A 16557-nucleotide genomic window follows, 5' to 3' on the forward strand; every position below is an offset into this window, starting at 1 on the left:
GATTTTGGCTTGTTTTTTTGTATTTTTATAAATTATGTTTGACAAGCAACAAAGAAAATTTAAAAGATCTGCCAAATTGATTTCCGTGTTGAGTAAATACGGTTTCAAAGATCTTCTGGCCAGGATGAATGTTGGAAATAAGCAGGTGGAAATTTCCGCCAATCCTGAAGAAATCGTATCTAAAGGTACCGTTTACGAAAGAATCAGATTGGCTTTGGAGGAGCTGGGACCTACTTTTGTAAAACTTGGCCAGAGCTTTAGCAACAGGGAAGATCTTCTTCCTCCTGAGCTGATCCAGGAGCTTCAGAAACTTCAGGATAAGGTGGATAAAATAGAAATGAATGTTGCTGAAATCCTTGAAAATGAATTTAATATTGTCGTTTCCGAACATTTTTCTGACATTCAGAATGAGCCTCTGGCCACGGCATCAATTGCTCAGGTCTATAAAGCGTCACTGGCAGATGGCACCGAGGTGATCTTAAAAATAAAGAAACCTGATGTACAGTCTGTTATCGAAGATGATTTATTGCTCCTTAAAGATATTGAAAAACTGATCTCATCATATTCCGAGATCGGAGACAAGCTAAATCTTAAACAGGCCATTTCAACATTTGAAAAATCTTTGCTGGAAGAAGTTTCTTTAATTAATGAAAAGGAAAATATTCTGCAGTTCAGGAGAAATTTCAAAAACAGTAAAGTGACTTACGTTCCGACGGTTTACGAAGAGTTTTCCAACAATAATATTCTCTGTATGGAATTTATTGATGGGATAAAAGTGACCGATAAAACAACACTTCTTGCTAATTCCATCAGCCCTGTCACGGTTTCTGAAGCCGGTCTGAGGCTTTTCGTGTCACAGATTCTCGACTATGGTTTCTTTCACGCAGATCCTCATGCGGGAAATATTCTGGTAAAAAAAGACGGAAAAGTTGTTTTCATAGATTTCGGAGCAGTTGGAAAAATTCCGCCAAATGATAAAGAAATTCTTGAGAATCTTATTGTAAGTTTCGTTGCGAAAAATCCACATAAAATTGTACGTTATCTGAAGAAAATGGCAGTCAGCTATCAGATTCCCGACGAAAGGAGATTTGAAGGTGATGTTGAAGATATTTTAGATTTCGTTCACAGCACTTCACTGAAAGAAATTGATCCTCATGCCGTAATGAATAAGATGAAAGATGTCCTGAAGGATAACCGACTGTATATGCCGGATTATTTTTATCTTTTATTTAAAGGAATAGGTCTGATTGAAGGAGTCGGACGAACGATTAATCCGGATCTGGATATTGTAAAAAGTTTACATCCTTACACAAAAAAAATATTTACGAAAAAGATAAGTCCGCAGAATATTTTTAAGGCAGGAATGGATAAGGTGATGAACTTTACAGATAATGTAGATGAAATCCCCAAAGAATTACGTTCTGTTCTACAGAAGTTAGACGAAAATAAATTTACTGTTTCCAGCGAAATCAAAAATATTGAAAAAACGAATCAATTAATAAAATCAAGCATTATCAATCTGATTCTGGCTATGATTCTAGGGGCAAATATCATTGCAACAGCAATTGTTTTTGTATCAGAATCCGGACCTAGAATAGGGGAGATGTCTTTGGTAGCGGTGCTGGGTTTTATTTTTTCAATTTTATTGGTTGTCATTATTTTGTTAAGGATTACAAGAAAATAATTGTTAGAGATGCTTCGACTTCGCTCAGCATGACATCGCTACAAATTTTCTTTAAAACAGTTAGTATTAGAAATGCCATGCTGAGCCTGTCGAAGTATCTCTATCTCTAAAAAACTTCTATCATCCATCTTCAAAGCTTCCCGCCAAAGTTTAAAAAATTAATTACCTATCTTTGCAAAATGGAAAAACTCACTTTTGCAGATTTTGAACTTCCGGTTAAGATTCTTGATGTTTTGGCAGATCTGGAATTATTCGAACCTACACCGATTCAGGAGAAGAGCCTCAAACCTATCCTTTCCGGGCGTGATGTAATGGGAATTGCACAGACCGGAACAGGAAAAACGCTGGCCTATCTTTTACCTGTCCTTAAAACATGGAAGTATAACAAAAACGGAAATCCTACTGTTTTGATTCTTGTTCCTACAAGAGAGCTTGTAGTACAGGTTTCAGAAATTGTTGAGAAATTAACGGAAAATATCACTGCAAGAGTTATAGGAATTTACGGAGGAAAGAATATCAATACCCAAAAGCTGTTGTTCGACGGAGGCTGTGATATTCTGGTAGGAACTCCTGGGAGAGTGATGGATCTGGCAATTGATAATGCTATTTCCCTGAAAGAGGTTCAGAAGTTGATTATTGATGAGTTTGACGAAATGCTGAATCTTGGTTTCAGACCGCAGCTGACCCATATTTTTGAAATGATGAAGGAGAAAAGACAGAATATTCTTTTCTCTGCAACCATGACAGAATCTGTAGATGAAATGCTGGATGAGTATTTTGCAAGTCCGGTTGAGATTTCATTAGCAAAATCCGGAACTCCGCTCGAAAAAATTGAACAGACCGCTTATAAAGTAGAAAACTTTAATACAAAGATCAACCTTCTTGAATATTTATTGAAGAAAGATACTGAGATGTCAAAAGTGTTGATTTTCACCAATAATAAGAAAAATGCAGATCTCGTTTTTACCAAGATCGATGAGCTTTTCCCGGACCAGTTTGATGTTATTCATTCCAATAAATCACAGAATTACAGGCTCAAAGCAATGAAAAGTTTTGAGAATGAGGAAATAAGAGGACTTATTACAACAGATGTAATGGCGAGAGGTCTTGATATTTCAGATATTACTCATGTTATCAACTTTGAAACGCCTGATATTCCCGAACAGTATATTCACAGGATCGGTAGAACCGGTAGGGCGGATAAAGATGGAAAAGCTGTGACATTTGTTACTAAGAAGGAAGAAACTTTAGCGCTTGACATTGAATTGCTGATGGATAAAGAACTAAAGTATATCGACTTCCCTGCAGAAGTAAAGATCAATCCTAAAAAAATTGCTTCCGAAGAAGAGCAGGTTGTAATGAAAAATCCGGCTCAGGTAAAACTGAATGATGGCGGAGGAGCTTTCCATGAAAAGAAAGATAAAAACAAGAAAGAAAACTGGGGCGGCCCGTCCAAAAGAAAAGCGCCGAAAAAATTCGGGGCAAACAGGGCTCAGCAAAAAGCAATCTCTAAGTCTAAGAAAAAGAAATAAAAACAAACTCCCGAAATTTTCGGGAGTTTTGTTGTTTGTAATCAGAATGAAATGATTTTGTATCAATCTCATTTATTTATTTCATATAAGGAAGCATGACCGAAGCCCAAAGCTGATAGCCTTCCGGTGTCATGTGAAGCATATCTTCCACGAAAAGATCTTTTCTCACATTTCCATTTTTATCTTCCATTACTTTTGTAATGTCGATAAATTCAGAATTTGGTTGCTTTTTCATAAAAGCAGCAATTTTTTTGTTGGCTTCTTTCATTTGAGGCCAAAGCTTTTCGCGGCTTGGAGAATATTTTATGGAAATATAATCAACTTCTATTTTCGGGAATTTTGTCCTTATTTTTTTATAAAATGTTTTAAATCTGTCTACAATTACATCCGCTTTTAATTTGTCATCATCAGCAAAATCATTCTCTCCGCAGTAGATGATAATCTGTTTGGGCTGATAGTTTAGGAGATCTGTCGCATAATCATTAAGATCTGTCAGTCTTGAGCCTCCAAAACCTCTGTTGATAATAGTTTTGTCAGGAAAATAATTGGAAACATCCGTCCATTTTGTGAATGATGAGCTTCCGATTAATAGAATGGCATCTTTAGGAGGTGCCGTTTCCTGATCCTGTTTTTTAAAGTTCTGAATGTCCTGCCAGAACATTGGTTTCTTTTCCTGTGAAAAGAAAAGCGCAAAAGTCAGCAATAAAAATGCTGATAACATCTTCTTCATTGTTTTAATAATTTTCAGTTAATAAAATTCTTTCATTAAAAAACTCCCGAGAAATTCGAGAGTTTTGATTTTATCTTTTGTAGGAAATGTACGTGTTATCAATCACCTGGTCTCCGTCCTGATCGATGTTTCCGAACATCTGTTTAAGTTTCATTTCCGAGCTTGTAAGCACAATTACTTTGTATTTTCTAGGGCTGTCATTGGTGTATTTGATGGTAAGATCTTTTGTATCTGTATCATACTCATACGTTCCTTCTGATTTGTAACTTAGTTGACAGTCTGCTCCCGTTCCTGTATAGGCAGAATAAGCAGTATAATAATCAGTTCTGTATTCCGTAATATTCTTCGCAGAACATCCGGTAGGAACATCTGTTTCAATAACTGTTTTATCGTCTTTTCCTGAAATTACTTCTGTTTTACTGGTTTTCCATTCACCTTTCATCATATCCATTTCATAAGCTTGGGTATCATCATCCTGACATGAGCTAAGCGATAACGCAGAAAAGGCAAAGGCAAATAAAAGTAATTGTTTTTTCATTTTCACAAATTTAAGAATATGCTAAAATATAAATAAATTTGAAATATCTCTAATGAAATTAAGGATTTTTAAACGAATGTTTGTAGAAAAAATAATCTGTGCCGGAAGTTTGAAGCTTGATGCTGGAAGTTTACTATTATACCGCTTGATTTTTTGGTTTGAGGTTTGAAGATGGATGCTGGAAGTTTATCGTATACGCTTAATTTTTTTTTAACATAGTGAAAATAAACCTCCATCACCCAGCCTCCAGCTTCCTAATAACTCATCTCCACAATCTTATAAGCATCCTGGGGAGTTAGTTTTTTGTACTCTCCGAGGCCCATCCAGTTTCTTTCTGTGAATGCTTTTTCTACTCTTTCCGCAGTTCCTTTGAAATCTTCCGTGTATTCTGAAAGTTTTGTCTGAATATGCAGGCTGTGAAAGAATTCTTCCAGCTTTTTGATTCCGGCTTCTGCTTTTTCCTCAATGTTTCCGTCTTTTATTCCCCAGACTCTTTCTGCATATTGCGCGAGTTTTCCTTTTTTAGTTTCAAAATTGTAGCGATAATGAGAAGGAGCAATAATCGCCAGCGTTCTCGCATGATCTATTCCGAAATAAGCCGTGAGTTCATGGCCCATGGCATGTACTGCCCAGTCTGTGATAACTCCTTTCTGAATCAGACCATTGAGCGCCATCGTACAGCACCACATGAAATTTCCGGCTGCATCATAATCGAAATCATCTGCAAGAACTTTCGGAGCAGTTTCCTGTAAGCTGATCAGGATACTTTCTGCAATTCTTTCCTGTAAATCGGCTGATGAAGGAGCTGTCATATATTGCTCCAGAACGTGGGTATAAGCATCCGTCAGTCCGTTAACAATCTGTCTTGGCGGAATTGATTTTACCACTTCAGGATCCAGCACTGAAAACTCAGGGAAAAGTCCAGGACCTCCTGAAGACAATTTTTCATTGGTTTCCCTTCTTGAAATCACGTAGCCCGAATTCATTTCAGAGCCGGTTGCCGGTAATGTTAATACTGTTCCGAAAGGCATTCCTTCTCCTTCAAAAGTTCTTACCGGTTTTGTAAGAATTTCCCATGGCTCACCTTCATAGTTGGCTGCTGCTGAGAGAAATTTGGTTCCGTCGATTACAGATCCTCCGCCCACAGCAAGAAGAAAAGTGATTTCATTTTCTTTGATGAAGTTTAAAGCATTAATGAGTACTTCATACTCAGGATTGGCAGGTACCCCACCGAATTCATACACATCATGATCCTTCAACGCTTCTTTTACCTGGTCGTAAACGCCGTTGTTTTTGATGCTTCCACCACCGTAAATGAGTAAGATTCTGGCTTCGGTCGGGATTTCTTTTGAAATTTTAGCAATTTCACCTTTTCCGAAAAGTATTTTAGTTGGATTTTTAAATTCGAAATTAAGCATTGTTCTTTAATTTATTTTAACCCAAATTTACGCAATGGATCGTGAAATAACCGTTAATAAAGTTTTAAAATTATAATGATTCATTTTTATTAAAACTATCGGATCTATTGTAAATAACGTTTCGTCGGTTCGAGTAAAATTCTGAAAGAATTTTGTATCGAGAACAGATGTCTTAATTGTAAAAAGTTCTCGATATGTTTTTCTCCATTGCATTGCGAAGACCCACTCGAACAGACGGATTAAAGTATTTTGGTATGCAAAGTGGCATTCAGGCATTCAGTTGAGACCATCAACTACTTCGATGAGATCGTCAAGTACTTTGAATAGGGGATCAATCAGTTCGATGAAGCGATCAACCGTTCCGAAGAAGCAATCAACCATTCCGAAGAGCCGGTCAAGTACTCCGAAGAAGCAATCAACCAGTCCGAAGAGCCGATCAAGTACAATTTGTTATTTTTCAGTGCTTTATAGCTTCGTTTGAAAAGGTGAATCAGTTAAACAATACGCTGTACAATAGAATTCAGACCTATTTTAAACGTAAAAAGTAATTCTGTGTATGAAATAAAGTTGCAGATATTACAGAAATAGAAATGATGTATTTATATTAATAAACTCCATTGCTTTTTACCTCGTGCTTTCCCGTTTTCCTGTTGATTTTAATGAAAAAAGATTCTTTGCCTGCAGCATTGTTTGTAAGCTTGGTGAGATATAGGAATATATTTTTATCATCCATTTTATAAGAGCTGCTCAATGCATTGCCTGTGTCAACAGTATAACCGTAAGTGTTGGCTATTAAAATAGCTTCCGGAAGATTATCGACCGTTCCGATAAAATTTCTCAGTTGCTGTTCGGTGGAAAAGTATTTCGTTTTGCCTTTTTCACAGGCCAAAAGATAAGAAAAGCAATCTTCTCCCAGGCATTTCTGAAAAAATCCTTTTTCCGGAGCGGGATCATTTAATGTCATAAAATCCGGTGCCTGACTTTCATAGATGATGGCTTTGTCGGGATCAGGATTGTTGCGGAGCACCGACCAGTAATCGTATTTTTTATCAGGAACAATAAAAGGAAAAAGCAATTCGGGATTGTCTAAAATTTCCGGGATCTTTTTTGTAATCTGCGGGAACTGTTTTCTGGCCGAAAATCAATCCTGAACATAGAAATAAAACCGGAAGTAATACTTTCATTCTGTTGTTTTTTTCAATTTAGCAAAAAAAGCTGTTTAAACTATTTTAAATTTAACCACAAAAGAGGCAAAAGACTATTTTAAAGTTGTTATTAGAGAAACAAAGTTCTCAAAAGAATAAAAATCAAAGATTTTTAAAAACTATTGTGTTCTTTATTCTTCATGTTTATGAAATTTAATTAAAAGTATCTAAATCTTTTGCCTCTTTTGCGGTTAATAGAAAGTTTAAACAAGTAAAAAGTAAATTTACTGGAATATAATTTTGTAATATCCGTTTTCATCCTTTACATCGATGGCGATACCTGTAAAAGTCAGTTTGTTGATCTGAAAGCCCTCACAACCGCTGTTAAATTCTGATGACTGTATGGTAAAATCAAAAACCTTGACATTAGAATAAAACGTATATTTTTTGGTACCGTCATAAGCCCCGACATTTTCGAGAAGTACTCTGTTGTCTGAGGTTTTCGTCAGTTGTATAGATACGTGATTTTCATCCTGAATGGAGTAGGTAGTCAGCGTTCCGTTGGCAATAAGATTTTCTCCATCGTCATTCACGAATTCAAAAACAACCGGTTGAGGCGCATTGTAGCAGTCTTCACCACAGGCGGTGAAGAGGAGAAGGGGTAGAAGGAATATGATGAGTTTTTTCATAGTATTTGTATTAATGTAAAAATATATCTAATGGTAACTGTGAAGATTTATGTTAAGCTCTTTTAATAAAATAGGATTGAGACCATTTTCATAGTATTCGCTCCATACTTTTATACTTTCATTCTTAATTATTTCATGAGATACCTTTTTCTTTTCATTTATAAGATATGGACCCCAAAAACAAAAATCATATGTTTCACAATCACTTAGAGAATCATTAGGAAATTCCCACAAAATATATGGTAAATCAAGTTCATGATACCAATCAATTAAAAAAATCATTTCATAAATTTCTTTAATTGAAGCTTTTTTTGAAAGCCATTTCTTTGTCAGGCGAATCATTAAATTCATATCACTACATGGTTTGAACTCTGGATTGTACGCAATATTAAGTGGTAAATTATATTGACGTAATAATTCTCTTTTCTTCTTTTCTATTAAAAACTCATCTTCTAAATTTTCGTCAGAACAATACCAATCGAAGAATGCTTCTTCAAAATGAACTAAATTTTTAATTCTAGTTTCTGTATCAATAATATATTTTTTACGTTCAAATTCATTACAATTTATTAAGAATTGAACTTTTTTTTACTTCATCATATTCGACAATACTAGTGTTATTTAATTCCAAGACCTTTTTAATCACCTTATCAATTTCGTTATTTATGACTTTAATAGATACTTTGTCAGCTAATAATGGTGAAAATTCATATATAGAATCGGAAGAAATATTTAACCAAACAGGTAATATAGTTTTTTCTTTTGTGAAAATTTCTTTTGAAATTAATCCATTTAATTCTTTTTTAGTCCATTCTTTCTTCAAGAAGTTTTCACTAATAATTACTAAACCATAATTTGATTTTCTAATTCCATTGGAAATTTCCTCGAACAATGAATCTCCAAATTTCAATGTTAATTCGTCATACCAAACTTTAAAACCTAATTTCAATAGTTCTTCCGCTAGTGGTCTTACAAATATTTCTTTATCTTCTGACGCATGACTGATGAAGAAATCATATTTTTTGTTCATTTTATATATTTAGTTCATTTGATATTAAGTCGAAAATACGATAATTTATTATTTTATAAAAGAAATTATAAATAGATTTAAAACGAATTTCTTAAAAATCCCCTACATTTGTTATTATGATACACGACCAACGCGCAGAAAAATTCAGGCAGATCGTGGAAAATAAGTTCCAGATCTACAATTCATTGTTTATGAGCCTGCCTTATGATAAAATGACGAATATCGGGATGCTGCTTCCCTTTCTTTGTGAAGAAAGCAAAATCGGCTACGAAGCCGGAAAAACGCCCGAGGAAATCGTTGAAGAGTTCTTTAAAAGCCATACCGATCTACAAACCGAAGAGCAGAAACTCGAACTCCTTTTTAAAATCATACAATACATCGAAAGACAGGTGGTTTTGTTCGATAGCATCGAAGATGCAGCATTTCCTAATCTTCATTCCGACAGCGATAAAGGGACAGTCACCAATCTCTATGAACATTCGCTTCAGGATCATAAACTTGAGGAAGTCCGACAGAAACTGAAGGACTTTACCGTCAAAATCGTTTTTACCGCACACCCGACACAGTTTTACCCGAATTCTGTTCAGAGAATTCTCCATGATCTGAGAAATGCAATAACCCACGACTCGATCACCAATATCGATATGCTTTTGCAGCAGCTGGGTAAGACACCTTTCGTCAACAAAGAAAAACCCACACCGATTGACGAGGCGATGAGCATTATCTATTACCTGAGATATGTGTATTATGATTCGATCGGAGAACTTTTCAATAAAATAAAATCAACCTTTGGAAATGAACATTTCCATCTTCATGAAGATCTCATCCAACTAGGCTTCTGGCCCGGCGGTGACCGTGACGGAAATCCTTTTGTGACAGCGGAAGTTACCAAAAGGGTAGCGGAAGAACTTCATTCGGCTATACTGAAAGCCTACTATAATAATCTGAAATCGGTAAGAAGAAGATTGAGCTTCAGAGGCGTTTCTGAAGTTCTTACCAAACTGAGCAATGAGCTGTATGCTGCCATTTTCAGGAACGAAAAAATAACGGCTGAAGATATCATCAGAAGAATTGACGAAGCAGAAAAAATTCTTACAGAACAGCATAATTCATTATTTATCGGTTTACTTACTGACTTCAGAGATCGGGTGAAAATTTTCGGAACCCACTTCGCTACGCTGGATGCTCGCCAAGACAGCAGGATTCATCAGAGAGTCATTGATGAAGTTTTTGCTAAGCTGAACGGGAATGCCGATGCTGATTATGAAGAAAAATTCAACAGCTTAATTCGGGTTTCGGAAAAGATTAATCCTGATGATTTTGAAGATATCGTTAAAGATACCTTGCTTACGGTTTCACAAATTTCTGACATCCAAAAGCTTAATGGCTCAAGAGGAATGAACCGCTATATCATTTCCAATTCCGATGCAGTGAAAGATGTGATGAATGTCTATGCGTTTTTCAGAATCTGCGGCTATCAGGATGAAGAAATCAATATGGATATTGTTCCGCTTTTTGAAACGATGGAAGGTCTTGCCAATTCGAAAAATGTGATGGCCGAACTATACCAGAATCCTGTGTACAAAAAACATCTGGAAAGAAGAGGAAATCAACAGACGATCATGCTTGGCTTTTCAGACGGAACCAAAGACGGCGGTTACCTGAAAGCCAACTGGGAAATTTATAAGGCTAAAGAAGTGCTTACAAAATTGTCCGAAGAAAGCGGCATCAAAGTCGTCTTTTTCGATGGGCGTGGTGGCCCTCCTGCAAGAGGTGGCGGAAAAACGCACGACTTCTATGCTTCTCAGGGAAAAACCATTGCCAATCATAAAATTGAATTAACGATTCAGGGGCAGACGATTACCAGTATTTTTGGAAATAAAGAGCAGGCTAAATATAATTTTGAGCAGCTTCTCACAGCCGGTGTGGAAAATGATGTCTTTAAAAATTCCAAAAAAGATCTTACAGAAAAGGAGAGGGCATTGATTATAGAACTGGCGGATATCAGCTATAAAAAATATTCAGATTTAAAGGCTCATCCGATGTTTGTTCCTTATCTACAGGAAATGAGTACGCTGGAATATTATGGAAAAACCAATATCGGCAGCCGTCCGTCAAAAAGAGGTGCCGGTAACGAACTGAAATTTGAAGATCTGAGAGCGATTCCTTTTGTAGGATCATGGGCGCAGCTTAAACAGAACGTTCCGGGATTTTTCGGATTCGGTTTTGCTATGCAGCGGATGAAAGAGCAGGGAAGATTTGATGAAGTGAGAGAATTGTATAAAGGTTCGGATTTCTTTAAAACATTGGTGCTAAACTCAATGATGAGCATGAATAAAACGTATTTTCCATTAACGTATTATATTAAAAACAACCCAAAATTCGGAGCTTTCTGGAATGTTTTGTTTGATGAATATAATCTTTCCAAAAATATTATGCTGGAACTTACAGGTTTTAAAATGCTTCAGGAAGAAGATCCGCTTTCAAGAAAATCGGTCAAGATCCGGGAAAGAATTGTACTTCCGTTACTGAGTATTCAGCAATATGCTTTAATGAAAATTCAGAAGGGGGAAGGAAATAAAGAAGCTTATGAAAAGCTTGTGACACGTTCATTGTTTGGTAATATTAATGCGAGCAGAAATTCAGCTTAAAATTAGTAGTATGAAAAATGTATTCTTTTCAGTTTCCGTATTTATCGCTTTGCTGTTGTTTGATTCCTGTAAAGATTCAACACAAAACAAATTGCCGCCTGCAGCCAAAAATGAAGCGTTGTCGGTGGAAAAAGCATTGAAAGATCATGTGAAAACTATTGAGAAGAAACAGCCTTCTGATTTTGTTCCAAAAGGATTTGTGATTTTTGATAAGATTGAAGGTAATCTGAATAATGACGGGCATAAAGATTATGTTCTGATTATCAAAGGAACCGAAAAAGACAAAATTATCACCCATGAATACCGGGGAAAGCTGGACCGCAACCGCCGGGGAATTATTGTTTTGTTTAAAACAGAAGATGGCAGCTATAACAAGATTGTTGAAAACAAAAGCTGTTTTTCGTCCGAAAATGAAGATGGCGGTGTGTATTACGCTCCTGAAATGGATGTCTCCATAGACAAAAATAACCTCTATATTAATTATATGCACGGCAGATATGGCTACTGGACTTATACTTTTAAATATAGAAATAATGATTTTCAGCTGATTGGCTACGATTCGAGCTATAATCGCGGGCCGATTGTGCAAAACGAAACGAGCATTAATTTTTTAACAGGTAAAAAACAGTTTAAAGATAATATCAACAAAGATTCAGAAGAAGATGGTGATGAAGTTTTCAAGGAAACCTGGTCTACCATTGATAATCGGAAACCTGTTCTTTTATCTGAAATTAAAGATTTTGACCGGCTTGATTTTTAATAATCTTATCATATGAAAAACCTCTCATCACGAGAGGTTTTTTGCTTTATTCTTTGATAAATTTCTCATAATAGACTTTATCTTTCGTCTGAATTTTCAGATAATAGACTCCTTTCGCAAAATCTTCAACCTTCAGCGATTTTTGATGATTAGCCTTCATGACCAATCTTCCCAGATTGTCATAAACTTCCAGTGCTAAAACGTCACTTTCCGAAGCAACATTAAGAATATCTTTAGCAGGATTCGGAAAAATAGCAATGTTGTTTTTCTTCACCAATTCGGAAGTATTTAAAATATTATTATACAAACTTCCAAAATTCAGTATTCCAAAGCCCATCTGATCGGAATGATTGGGATAGAGGGATGCTGTTTGCCTGAGTTTGTTCCTCATCAGATCCCTGTCCATCGTTGAAAATGCCTGAATCAGGCACGCAACTCCTCCAGCTGCAATCGGAGTGGCTATAGAGGTTCCACTTACTATAACGGTTGAATTGTTATTGTTGACCGTTGTTGCTAAACTGCCCCTCGCACTGGCATCCGGTTTTATTACCCCTGCAGAATTAGGCCCATAAGACGAAAAATCAGAAGATGCTCCGTTAGCATCCACGGAACCGATGGTGAATACTTTTGCATTATCTGCCGGCGTCATAATGTAATGCCACGGCTGAACCCCCGAATTACCGGCTGCAAATAGTACAAACATTCCTTTATTAACGGCAATTTCGGCACCACGCGCAATGAAAGACGTGCTGCCATTCATATTGGAATACGTATAACTGTATTTCGGATCGTCAAAAGTGGAATAGCCTAAAGAGGTGGTGATCATATCAACTCCTTTTCTATCTGCTTCTTCTGCGGCTTCTATCCAGTAGAGTTCTTCCTCAGGGATTTCTACGGTGGCATTTTCGCTTCGGTAAAGATAAAAATCAGCATCTGGAGCAGATCCTACAAAGGTGTCCTGCACATAGCCTCCAATAGCTCCCAGAACCACAGATCCGTGAGCGCTAAGTGATGTATTGTAGACGTCCGTTCCCTTTGTAACAAAATCGTATCCGCCTTTAATGTGGCCGTTCGACCAGAGTCTTGCATAGGCTGAACCTGTATTTACATTTGGAAAACCGGCATCAATGACAGCGATCGTAACGCCTGTTCCTGTATAACCTGCAAGATGCAACGGGCGAAGGTTGATCTGATCAATCTGCTCTGAACCGGAACCATAATCAAAAACCGTTAAATTTTTATTGGCATCACCCATCGGATCTCTCCATTTGTTGATATTTTTGATTTTCGGAACTCCTGATGTATTTTTAGCAAAACTTTCTACAGAATTAACGTAGGTTTGTGACTGCAGCAATGCTATTTGTGTGGGAGTAGCATTTACGGCAACCCCATTCAGCCATTTTGAATAATCTGTAACCGTAAATCCTAAGTTTTGAATGTTGGTAATATATGATTGTTCAATCGGTGCATCCTGATCGTTGAGTGCTACGCCTAATGCTGTTCTGCGGTCAAGGGATTTCTGGGAAAGTTCAGACAGCGGATTGGCATAGAATGCTGCTTTGTTGGGTTTGTCATTAAAAAAAACAAAAACAAGTGAGGTTTGCGCAAAGCTTACAGAGCAAACGGCTAAAAAAGAAAAGAGTAAAATTTTTTTCATGTATTTATTTTCAGATAAAGATAAAACAAAATCAATAAAATTTTTGAAAGGATTTTAAATTCCTTATTTTTACAGAAATATTTATTTATGAAAAAGATTCAAATGGTTGACTTACAAAGTCAGTATTACAAAATAAAAAATGAAGTAGATAATGCAGTTTTAAATGTAATGGATTCGGCGGCTTTCATCAACGGTCCCGAGGTAAAGTCTTTCCAGAATGAATTGGAGTCTTATTTAGACGTAAAACACGTAATTCCTTGTGCAAACGGTACCGATGCACTTCAGATTGCCTTGATGTCTTTGGATCTTAAAGAAGGAGATGAGATCATTACCGCAGATTTCACCTTTGCGGCGACAGTTGAGGTAATTCATTTACTGAAATTGAAATCTGTTTTGGTAGATGTTGATTATGATACATTTACGATCTCAACAGAAGCGATTAAAAAAGCTATTACTCCCAAAACAAAAGCTATTATTCCCGTTCATATTTTCGGGCAATGTGCCAATATGGAGGAAATTTTGAAGATTGCCGAAGAGCATCAATTATATGTTATCGAGGACAACGCACAGGCTATCGGTGCTGAATTTAATTTCTCAGACGGAACCGTAAAAAAAGCAGGAACAATGTCAACGGTCGGTACAACCTCTTTTTTTCCATCTAAAAATTTAGGTTGTTATGGAGATGGGGGGAGCTATTTTCACCAATAACGATGAATTGGCGCATCGCTTGAGAGGTATCGTCAACCATGGAATGTACGAAAGATATTATCATGATGAGGTTGGAGTAAATTCAAGATTAGACAGTATTCAGGCTGCTATTTTGAGGAAAAAATTACCTAATCTTGACAATTATAACGAAGCAAGAAAAAAGGCAGCAGATTATTATGATGAAGCTTTTGCCGAAAATGAACATATTTTAACGCCGAAAAGAGCTGAATATTCTACTCATGTTTTCCATCAATATACCCTGAGAATCCTGAACGGAAAACGTAATGAACTCCAAAAGTTTCTGACAGAAAAAGAAATTCCTGCAATGATCTATTATCCGGTAGCACTGAGAAAACAGAAAGCGTATTATCAGGAAAGTAATGATGCTGATTTTGTAAATACAGACAAGCTGTTGGATCAGGTAATTTCTCTTCCGATGCATACAGAGCTTGATGATGAGCAGCTGAAGTATATTACGGATGCGGTGCTGGAGTTTATGAAGTAATGAGAAGAAATATCTTTAATAGCAAGAAATTATATATCGCTAATATTATAATTAGTGTGATTCTGTTTACGATTTCATCATTAAGCTTGTATTCACTAATCTTTTTTGAAAAATATACTTTTAAAAATTTGAATCAAAGTATAGAAATAGTATTGTATTCAGGTTATATTATTATTTATTCAATTGCTTTAATTTTACTTTTTGTAAAGCCGGCCAAAGTTGTAAGCTTTCTCAGCATCATGTATCTTTTAGCTATTATTTTAAACTTTTTCGATTTTAGTATTCATTATTCAAAATATGAAAAGGATGAAGCCAGATATTTATTTATTGCTATTATTGTAATATTTTCTGTGATTTTTTTCATCTCTAATTTATTTAAATAATAAAAGAAAATTTAGTTTTGATATATCTGAAGTCGATACAATAGGAACACAAAATGATTAAAAAATAAAAATTAAAAAATGGCAATACTTGTAACAGGAGGTTTAGGATATATCGGTTCGCACACAGTTGTAGAGCTTTTGAATAACAATTTTGAAGTTGTTATTGTGGATGATTTATCCAATTCAGAGCGATTTATATTAAAAAATATTGAAGAGATTACAGGTAGAAAGCCTGTTTTTTATCCTTTTGATTTAAAAAGGAGAGAACTTTTAACCCAGGTTTTTGATGCCCACAATATTGAAGGCTGTATTAATTTTGCAGCATCAAAGGCAGTTGGAGAAAGCCAGCTAAAGCCGATTGATTATTATGAAAATAATTTATTTTCTTTAATTAATATTTTACAGGAATTTAAAGAAAGAAGTATTTCAAATTTCATCTTCAGTTCTTCGTGTACAGTCTACGGACAGGCAGATACGATGCCTATCGACGAGAATACCCCTCTTAAAATGCCGGAAAGTGTTTATGGAAAAACCAAGCAGATGGGAGAGGAGATTTTAATTGATTTTGCTAAGGCTTATCAACGGAAAATCACTTTACTAAGATATTTTAATCCGATTGGAGCGCATCCTTCTGCTAAAATTGGAGAACTACCGATTGGAGTCCCGAATAATTTGGTGCCTTACGTCATGCAGACGGCGGCTGGAATCCGTGAAAAACTTAATATCTGGGGAAATGATTATCCTACCGAAGACGGTACCGCGGTTCGCGATTATATTTATGTGGTAGATCTTGCCAAGGCTCACGTTGCAGCATTGCAAAAATTAATGCAAAATACTTCTGATGGCACTGTGGTTGATATATATAACCTGGGAACTGGAAAAGGATCTTCGGTTTTGGAAGTTGTTAAAGCTTTTGAAACTGCAAACAGTGTACAGGTTCCTTATCAGATCTGTAACCGAAGGGAGGGTGATATTACAATAGCCTATGCCAATGTAGACAAAGCGGAAAGAGAACTCGGCTGGAAATCCGACACTTCTCTGGAAGAAGCACTGAAAACCGTTTGGGAATGGCAAAAGTATCTTGAAATACGAAATCAAGAAGCCAAGTTATAATTTAAAAGAATTTA

General features: G+C 36.1%; 13 protein-coding genes and 1 pseudogene. 6 read left to right on the forward strand and 8 right to left on the reverse strand.

Features of this window, described 5'->3' with window-relative positions:
* Positions 1-34 precede the first annotated feature (34 nt).
* Positions 35-1684 carry an AarF/UbiB family protein gene (locus AAHI02_RS00195; protein ID WP_346984882.1) on the forward strand — a complete coding sequence of 550 codons (1650 nt, stop codon included), beginning with the start codon at positions 35-37 and terminating at the stop codon, positions 1682-1684.
* A gap of 179 nt (positions 1685-1863) precedes the next feature.
* Positions 1864-3216 (forward strand): DEAD/DEAH box helicase, encoded by a 1353-nt coding sequence (locus AAHI02_RS00200; protein WP_346984883.1) that lies wholly within the window; start codon positions 1864-1866, stop codon positions 3214-3216.
* Between the two features lie 76 nt (positions 3217-3292).
* Here the strand turns inward: AAHI02_RS00200 and AAHI02_RS00205 are convergent, their stop codons facing one another.
* The 7 genes from AAHI02_RS00205 to AAHI02_RS00235 all read right to left on the reverse strand — a co-directional run bounded on the left by AAHI02_RS00205 (position 3293) and on the right by AAHI02_RS00235 (position 8766).
* Positions 3293-3946, reverse strand: coding sequence for a GDSL-type esterase/lipase family protein (locus AAHI02_RS00205; protein ID WP_346984884.1), 654 nt, complete (start codon positions 3944-3946; stop codon positions 3293-3295).
* A gap of 70 nt (positions 3947-4016) precedes the next feature.
* On the reverse strand, positions 4017-4484 hold the full coding sequence (locus AAHI02_RS00210; RefSeq protein WP_346984885.1) for a lipocalin family protein: 468 nt from the start codon (positions 4482-4484) through the stop codon (positions 4017-4019).
* 254 nt (positions 4485-4738) lie between these two features.
* Complete coding sequence (locus AAHI02_RS00215) at positions 4739-5902, reverse strand: iron-containing alcohol dehydrogenase (protein WP_346984886.1); 1164 nt, start codon at positions 5900-5902, stop codon at positions 4739-4741.
* A 604-nt stretch (positions 5903-6506) separates the two neighbouring features.
* Positions 6507-6977 (reverse strand): hypothetical protein, encoded by a 471-nt coding sequence (locus tag AAHI02_RS00220; RefSeq protein ID WP_346984887.1) that lies wholly within the window; start codon positions 6975-6977, stop codon positions 6507-6509.
* Positions 6978-7331: 354 nt separating this feature from the next.
* Positions 7332-7736, reverse strand: a complete 405-nt coding sequence (locus AAHI02_RS00225; protein ID WP_346984888.1) for a hypothetical protein — start codon at positions 7734-7736, stop codon at positions 7332-7334.
* Positions 7737-7763: 27 nt separating this feature from the next.
* Positions 7764-8087, reverse strand: coding sequence for a hypothetical protein (locus tag AAHI02_RS00230; RefSeq protein WP_346984889.1), 324 nt, complete (start codon positions 8085-8087; stop codon positions 7764-7766).
* A gap of 208 nt (positions 8088-8295) precedes the next feature.
* Entirely contained in the window at positions 8296-8766 is a 471-nt protein-coding gene (locus AAHI02_RS00235) for a toll/interleukin-1 receptor domain-containing protein (RefSeq protein ID WP_346984890.1), read from the reverse strand.
* 116 nt (positions 8767-8882) lie between these two features.
* On the opposite strand from AAHI02_RS00235, the gene AAHI02_RS00240 reads away from it, so the two are divergent.
* Complete coding sequence (locus tag AAHI02_RS00240; RefSeq protein ID WP_346984891.1) at positions 8883-11417, forward strand: phosphoenolpyruvate carboxylase; 2535 nt, start codon at positions 8883-8885, stop codon at positions 11415-11417.
* A 10-nt stretch (positions 11418-11427) separates the two neighbouring features.
* Positions 11428-12177, forward strand: a complete 750-nt coding sequence (locus tag AAHI02_RS00245; RefSeq protein WP_346984892.1) for a hypothetical protein — start codon at positions 11428-11430, stop codon at positions 12175-12177.
* Positions 12178-12223: 46 nt separating this feature from the next.
* On the opposite strand, the gene AAHI02_RS00250 is transcribed toward AAHI02_RS00245, so the two are convergent.
* Positions 12224-13834, reverse strand: coding sequence for a S8/S53 family peptidase (locus AAHI02_RS00250; protein WP_346984893.1), 1611 nt, complete (start codon positions 13832-13834; stop codon positions 12224-12226).
* Between the two features lie 87 nt (positions 13835-13921).
* Between AAHI02_RS00250 and AAHI02_RS00255 the strand changes: the two are divergent.
* A pseudogene (locus AAHI02_RS00255) lies at positions 13922-15047 on the forward strand (DegT/DnrJ/EryC1/StrS family aminotransferase).
* Between the two features lie 461 nt (positions 15048-15508).
* Positions 15509-16543 carry a UDP-glucose 4-epimerase GalE gene (gene galE, locus AAHI02_RS00260; protein ID WP_346984894.1) on the forward strand — a complete coding sequence of 345 codons (1035 nt, stop codon included), beginning with the start codon at positions 15509-15511 and terminating at the stop codon, positions 16541-16543.
* The last annotated feature ends 14 nt before the right edge of the window (positions 16544-16557 follow it).

Source organism: Chryseobacterium sp. POE27 (assembly GCF_039727685.1).
GTDB lineage: Bacteria > Bacteroidota > Bacteroidia > Flavobacteriales > Weeksellaceae > Chryseobacterium.

Excerpts from the sequence above, each read along its gene's own strand:
- AAHI02_RS00250 (WP_346984893.1), bottom strand. The coding sequence starts at position 13,834 with ATGAAAAAAATTTTACTCTTTTCTTTTTTAGCCGTTTGCTCTGTAAGC.
- AAHI02_RS00210 (WP_346984885.1), bottom strand. The coding sequence starts at position 4,484 with ATGAAAAAACAATTACTTTTATTTGCCTTTGCCTTTTCTGCGTTATCG.
- AAHI02_RS00230 (WP_346984889.1), bottom strand. The coding sequence starts at position 8,087 with ATGAATTTAATGATTCGCCTGACAAAGAAATGGCTTTCAAAAAAAGCT.
- AAHI02_RS00245 (WP_346984892.1), top strand. The coding sequence starts at position 11,428 with ATGAAAAATGTATTCTTTTCAGTTTCCGTATTTATCGCTTTGCTGTTG.
- AAHI02_RS00240 (WP_346984891.1), top strand. The coding sequence starts at position 8,883 with ATGATACACGACCAACGCGCAGAAAAATTCAGGCAGATCGTGGAAAAT.
- AAHI02_RS00200 (WP_346984883.1), top strand. The coding sequence starts at position 1,864 with ATGGAAAAACTCACTTTTGCAGATTTTGAACTTCCGGTTAAGATTCTT.
- AAHI02_RS00235 (WP_346984890.1), bottom strand. The coding sequence starts at position 8,766 with ATGAACAAAAAATATGATTTCTTCATCAGTCATGCGTCAGAAGATAAA.
- AAHI02_RS00205 (WP_346984884.1), bottom strand. The coding sequence starts at position 3,946 with ATGAAGAAGATGTTATCAGCATTTTTATTGCTGACTTTTGCGCTTTTC.
- AAHI02_RS00225 (WP_346984888.1), bottom strand. The coding sequence starts at position 7,736 with ATGAAAAAACTCATCATATTCCTTCTACCCCTTCTCCTCTTCACCGCC.
- AAHI02_RS00215 (WP_346984886.1), bottom strand. The coding sequence starts at position 5,902 with ATGCTTAATTTCGAATTTAAAAATCCAACTAAAATACTTTTCGGAAAA.
- galE (WP_346984894.1), top strand. The coding sequence starts at position 15,509 with ATGGCAATACTTGTAACAGGAGGTTTAGGATATATCGGTTCGCACACA.
- AAHI02_RS00195 (WP_346984882.1), top strand. The coding sequence starts at position 35 with ATGTTTGACAAGCAACAAAGAAAATTTAAAAGATCTGCCAAATTGATT.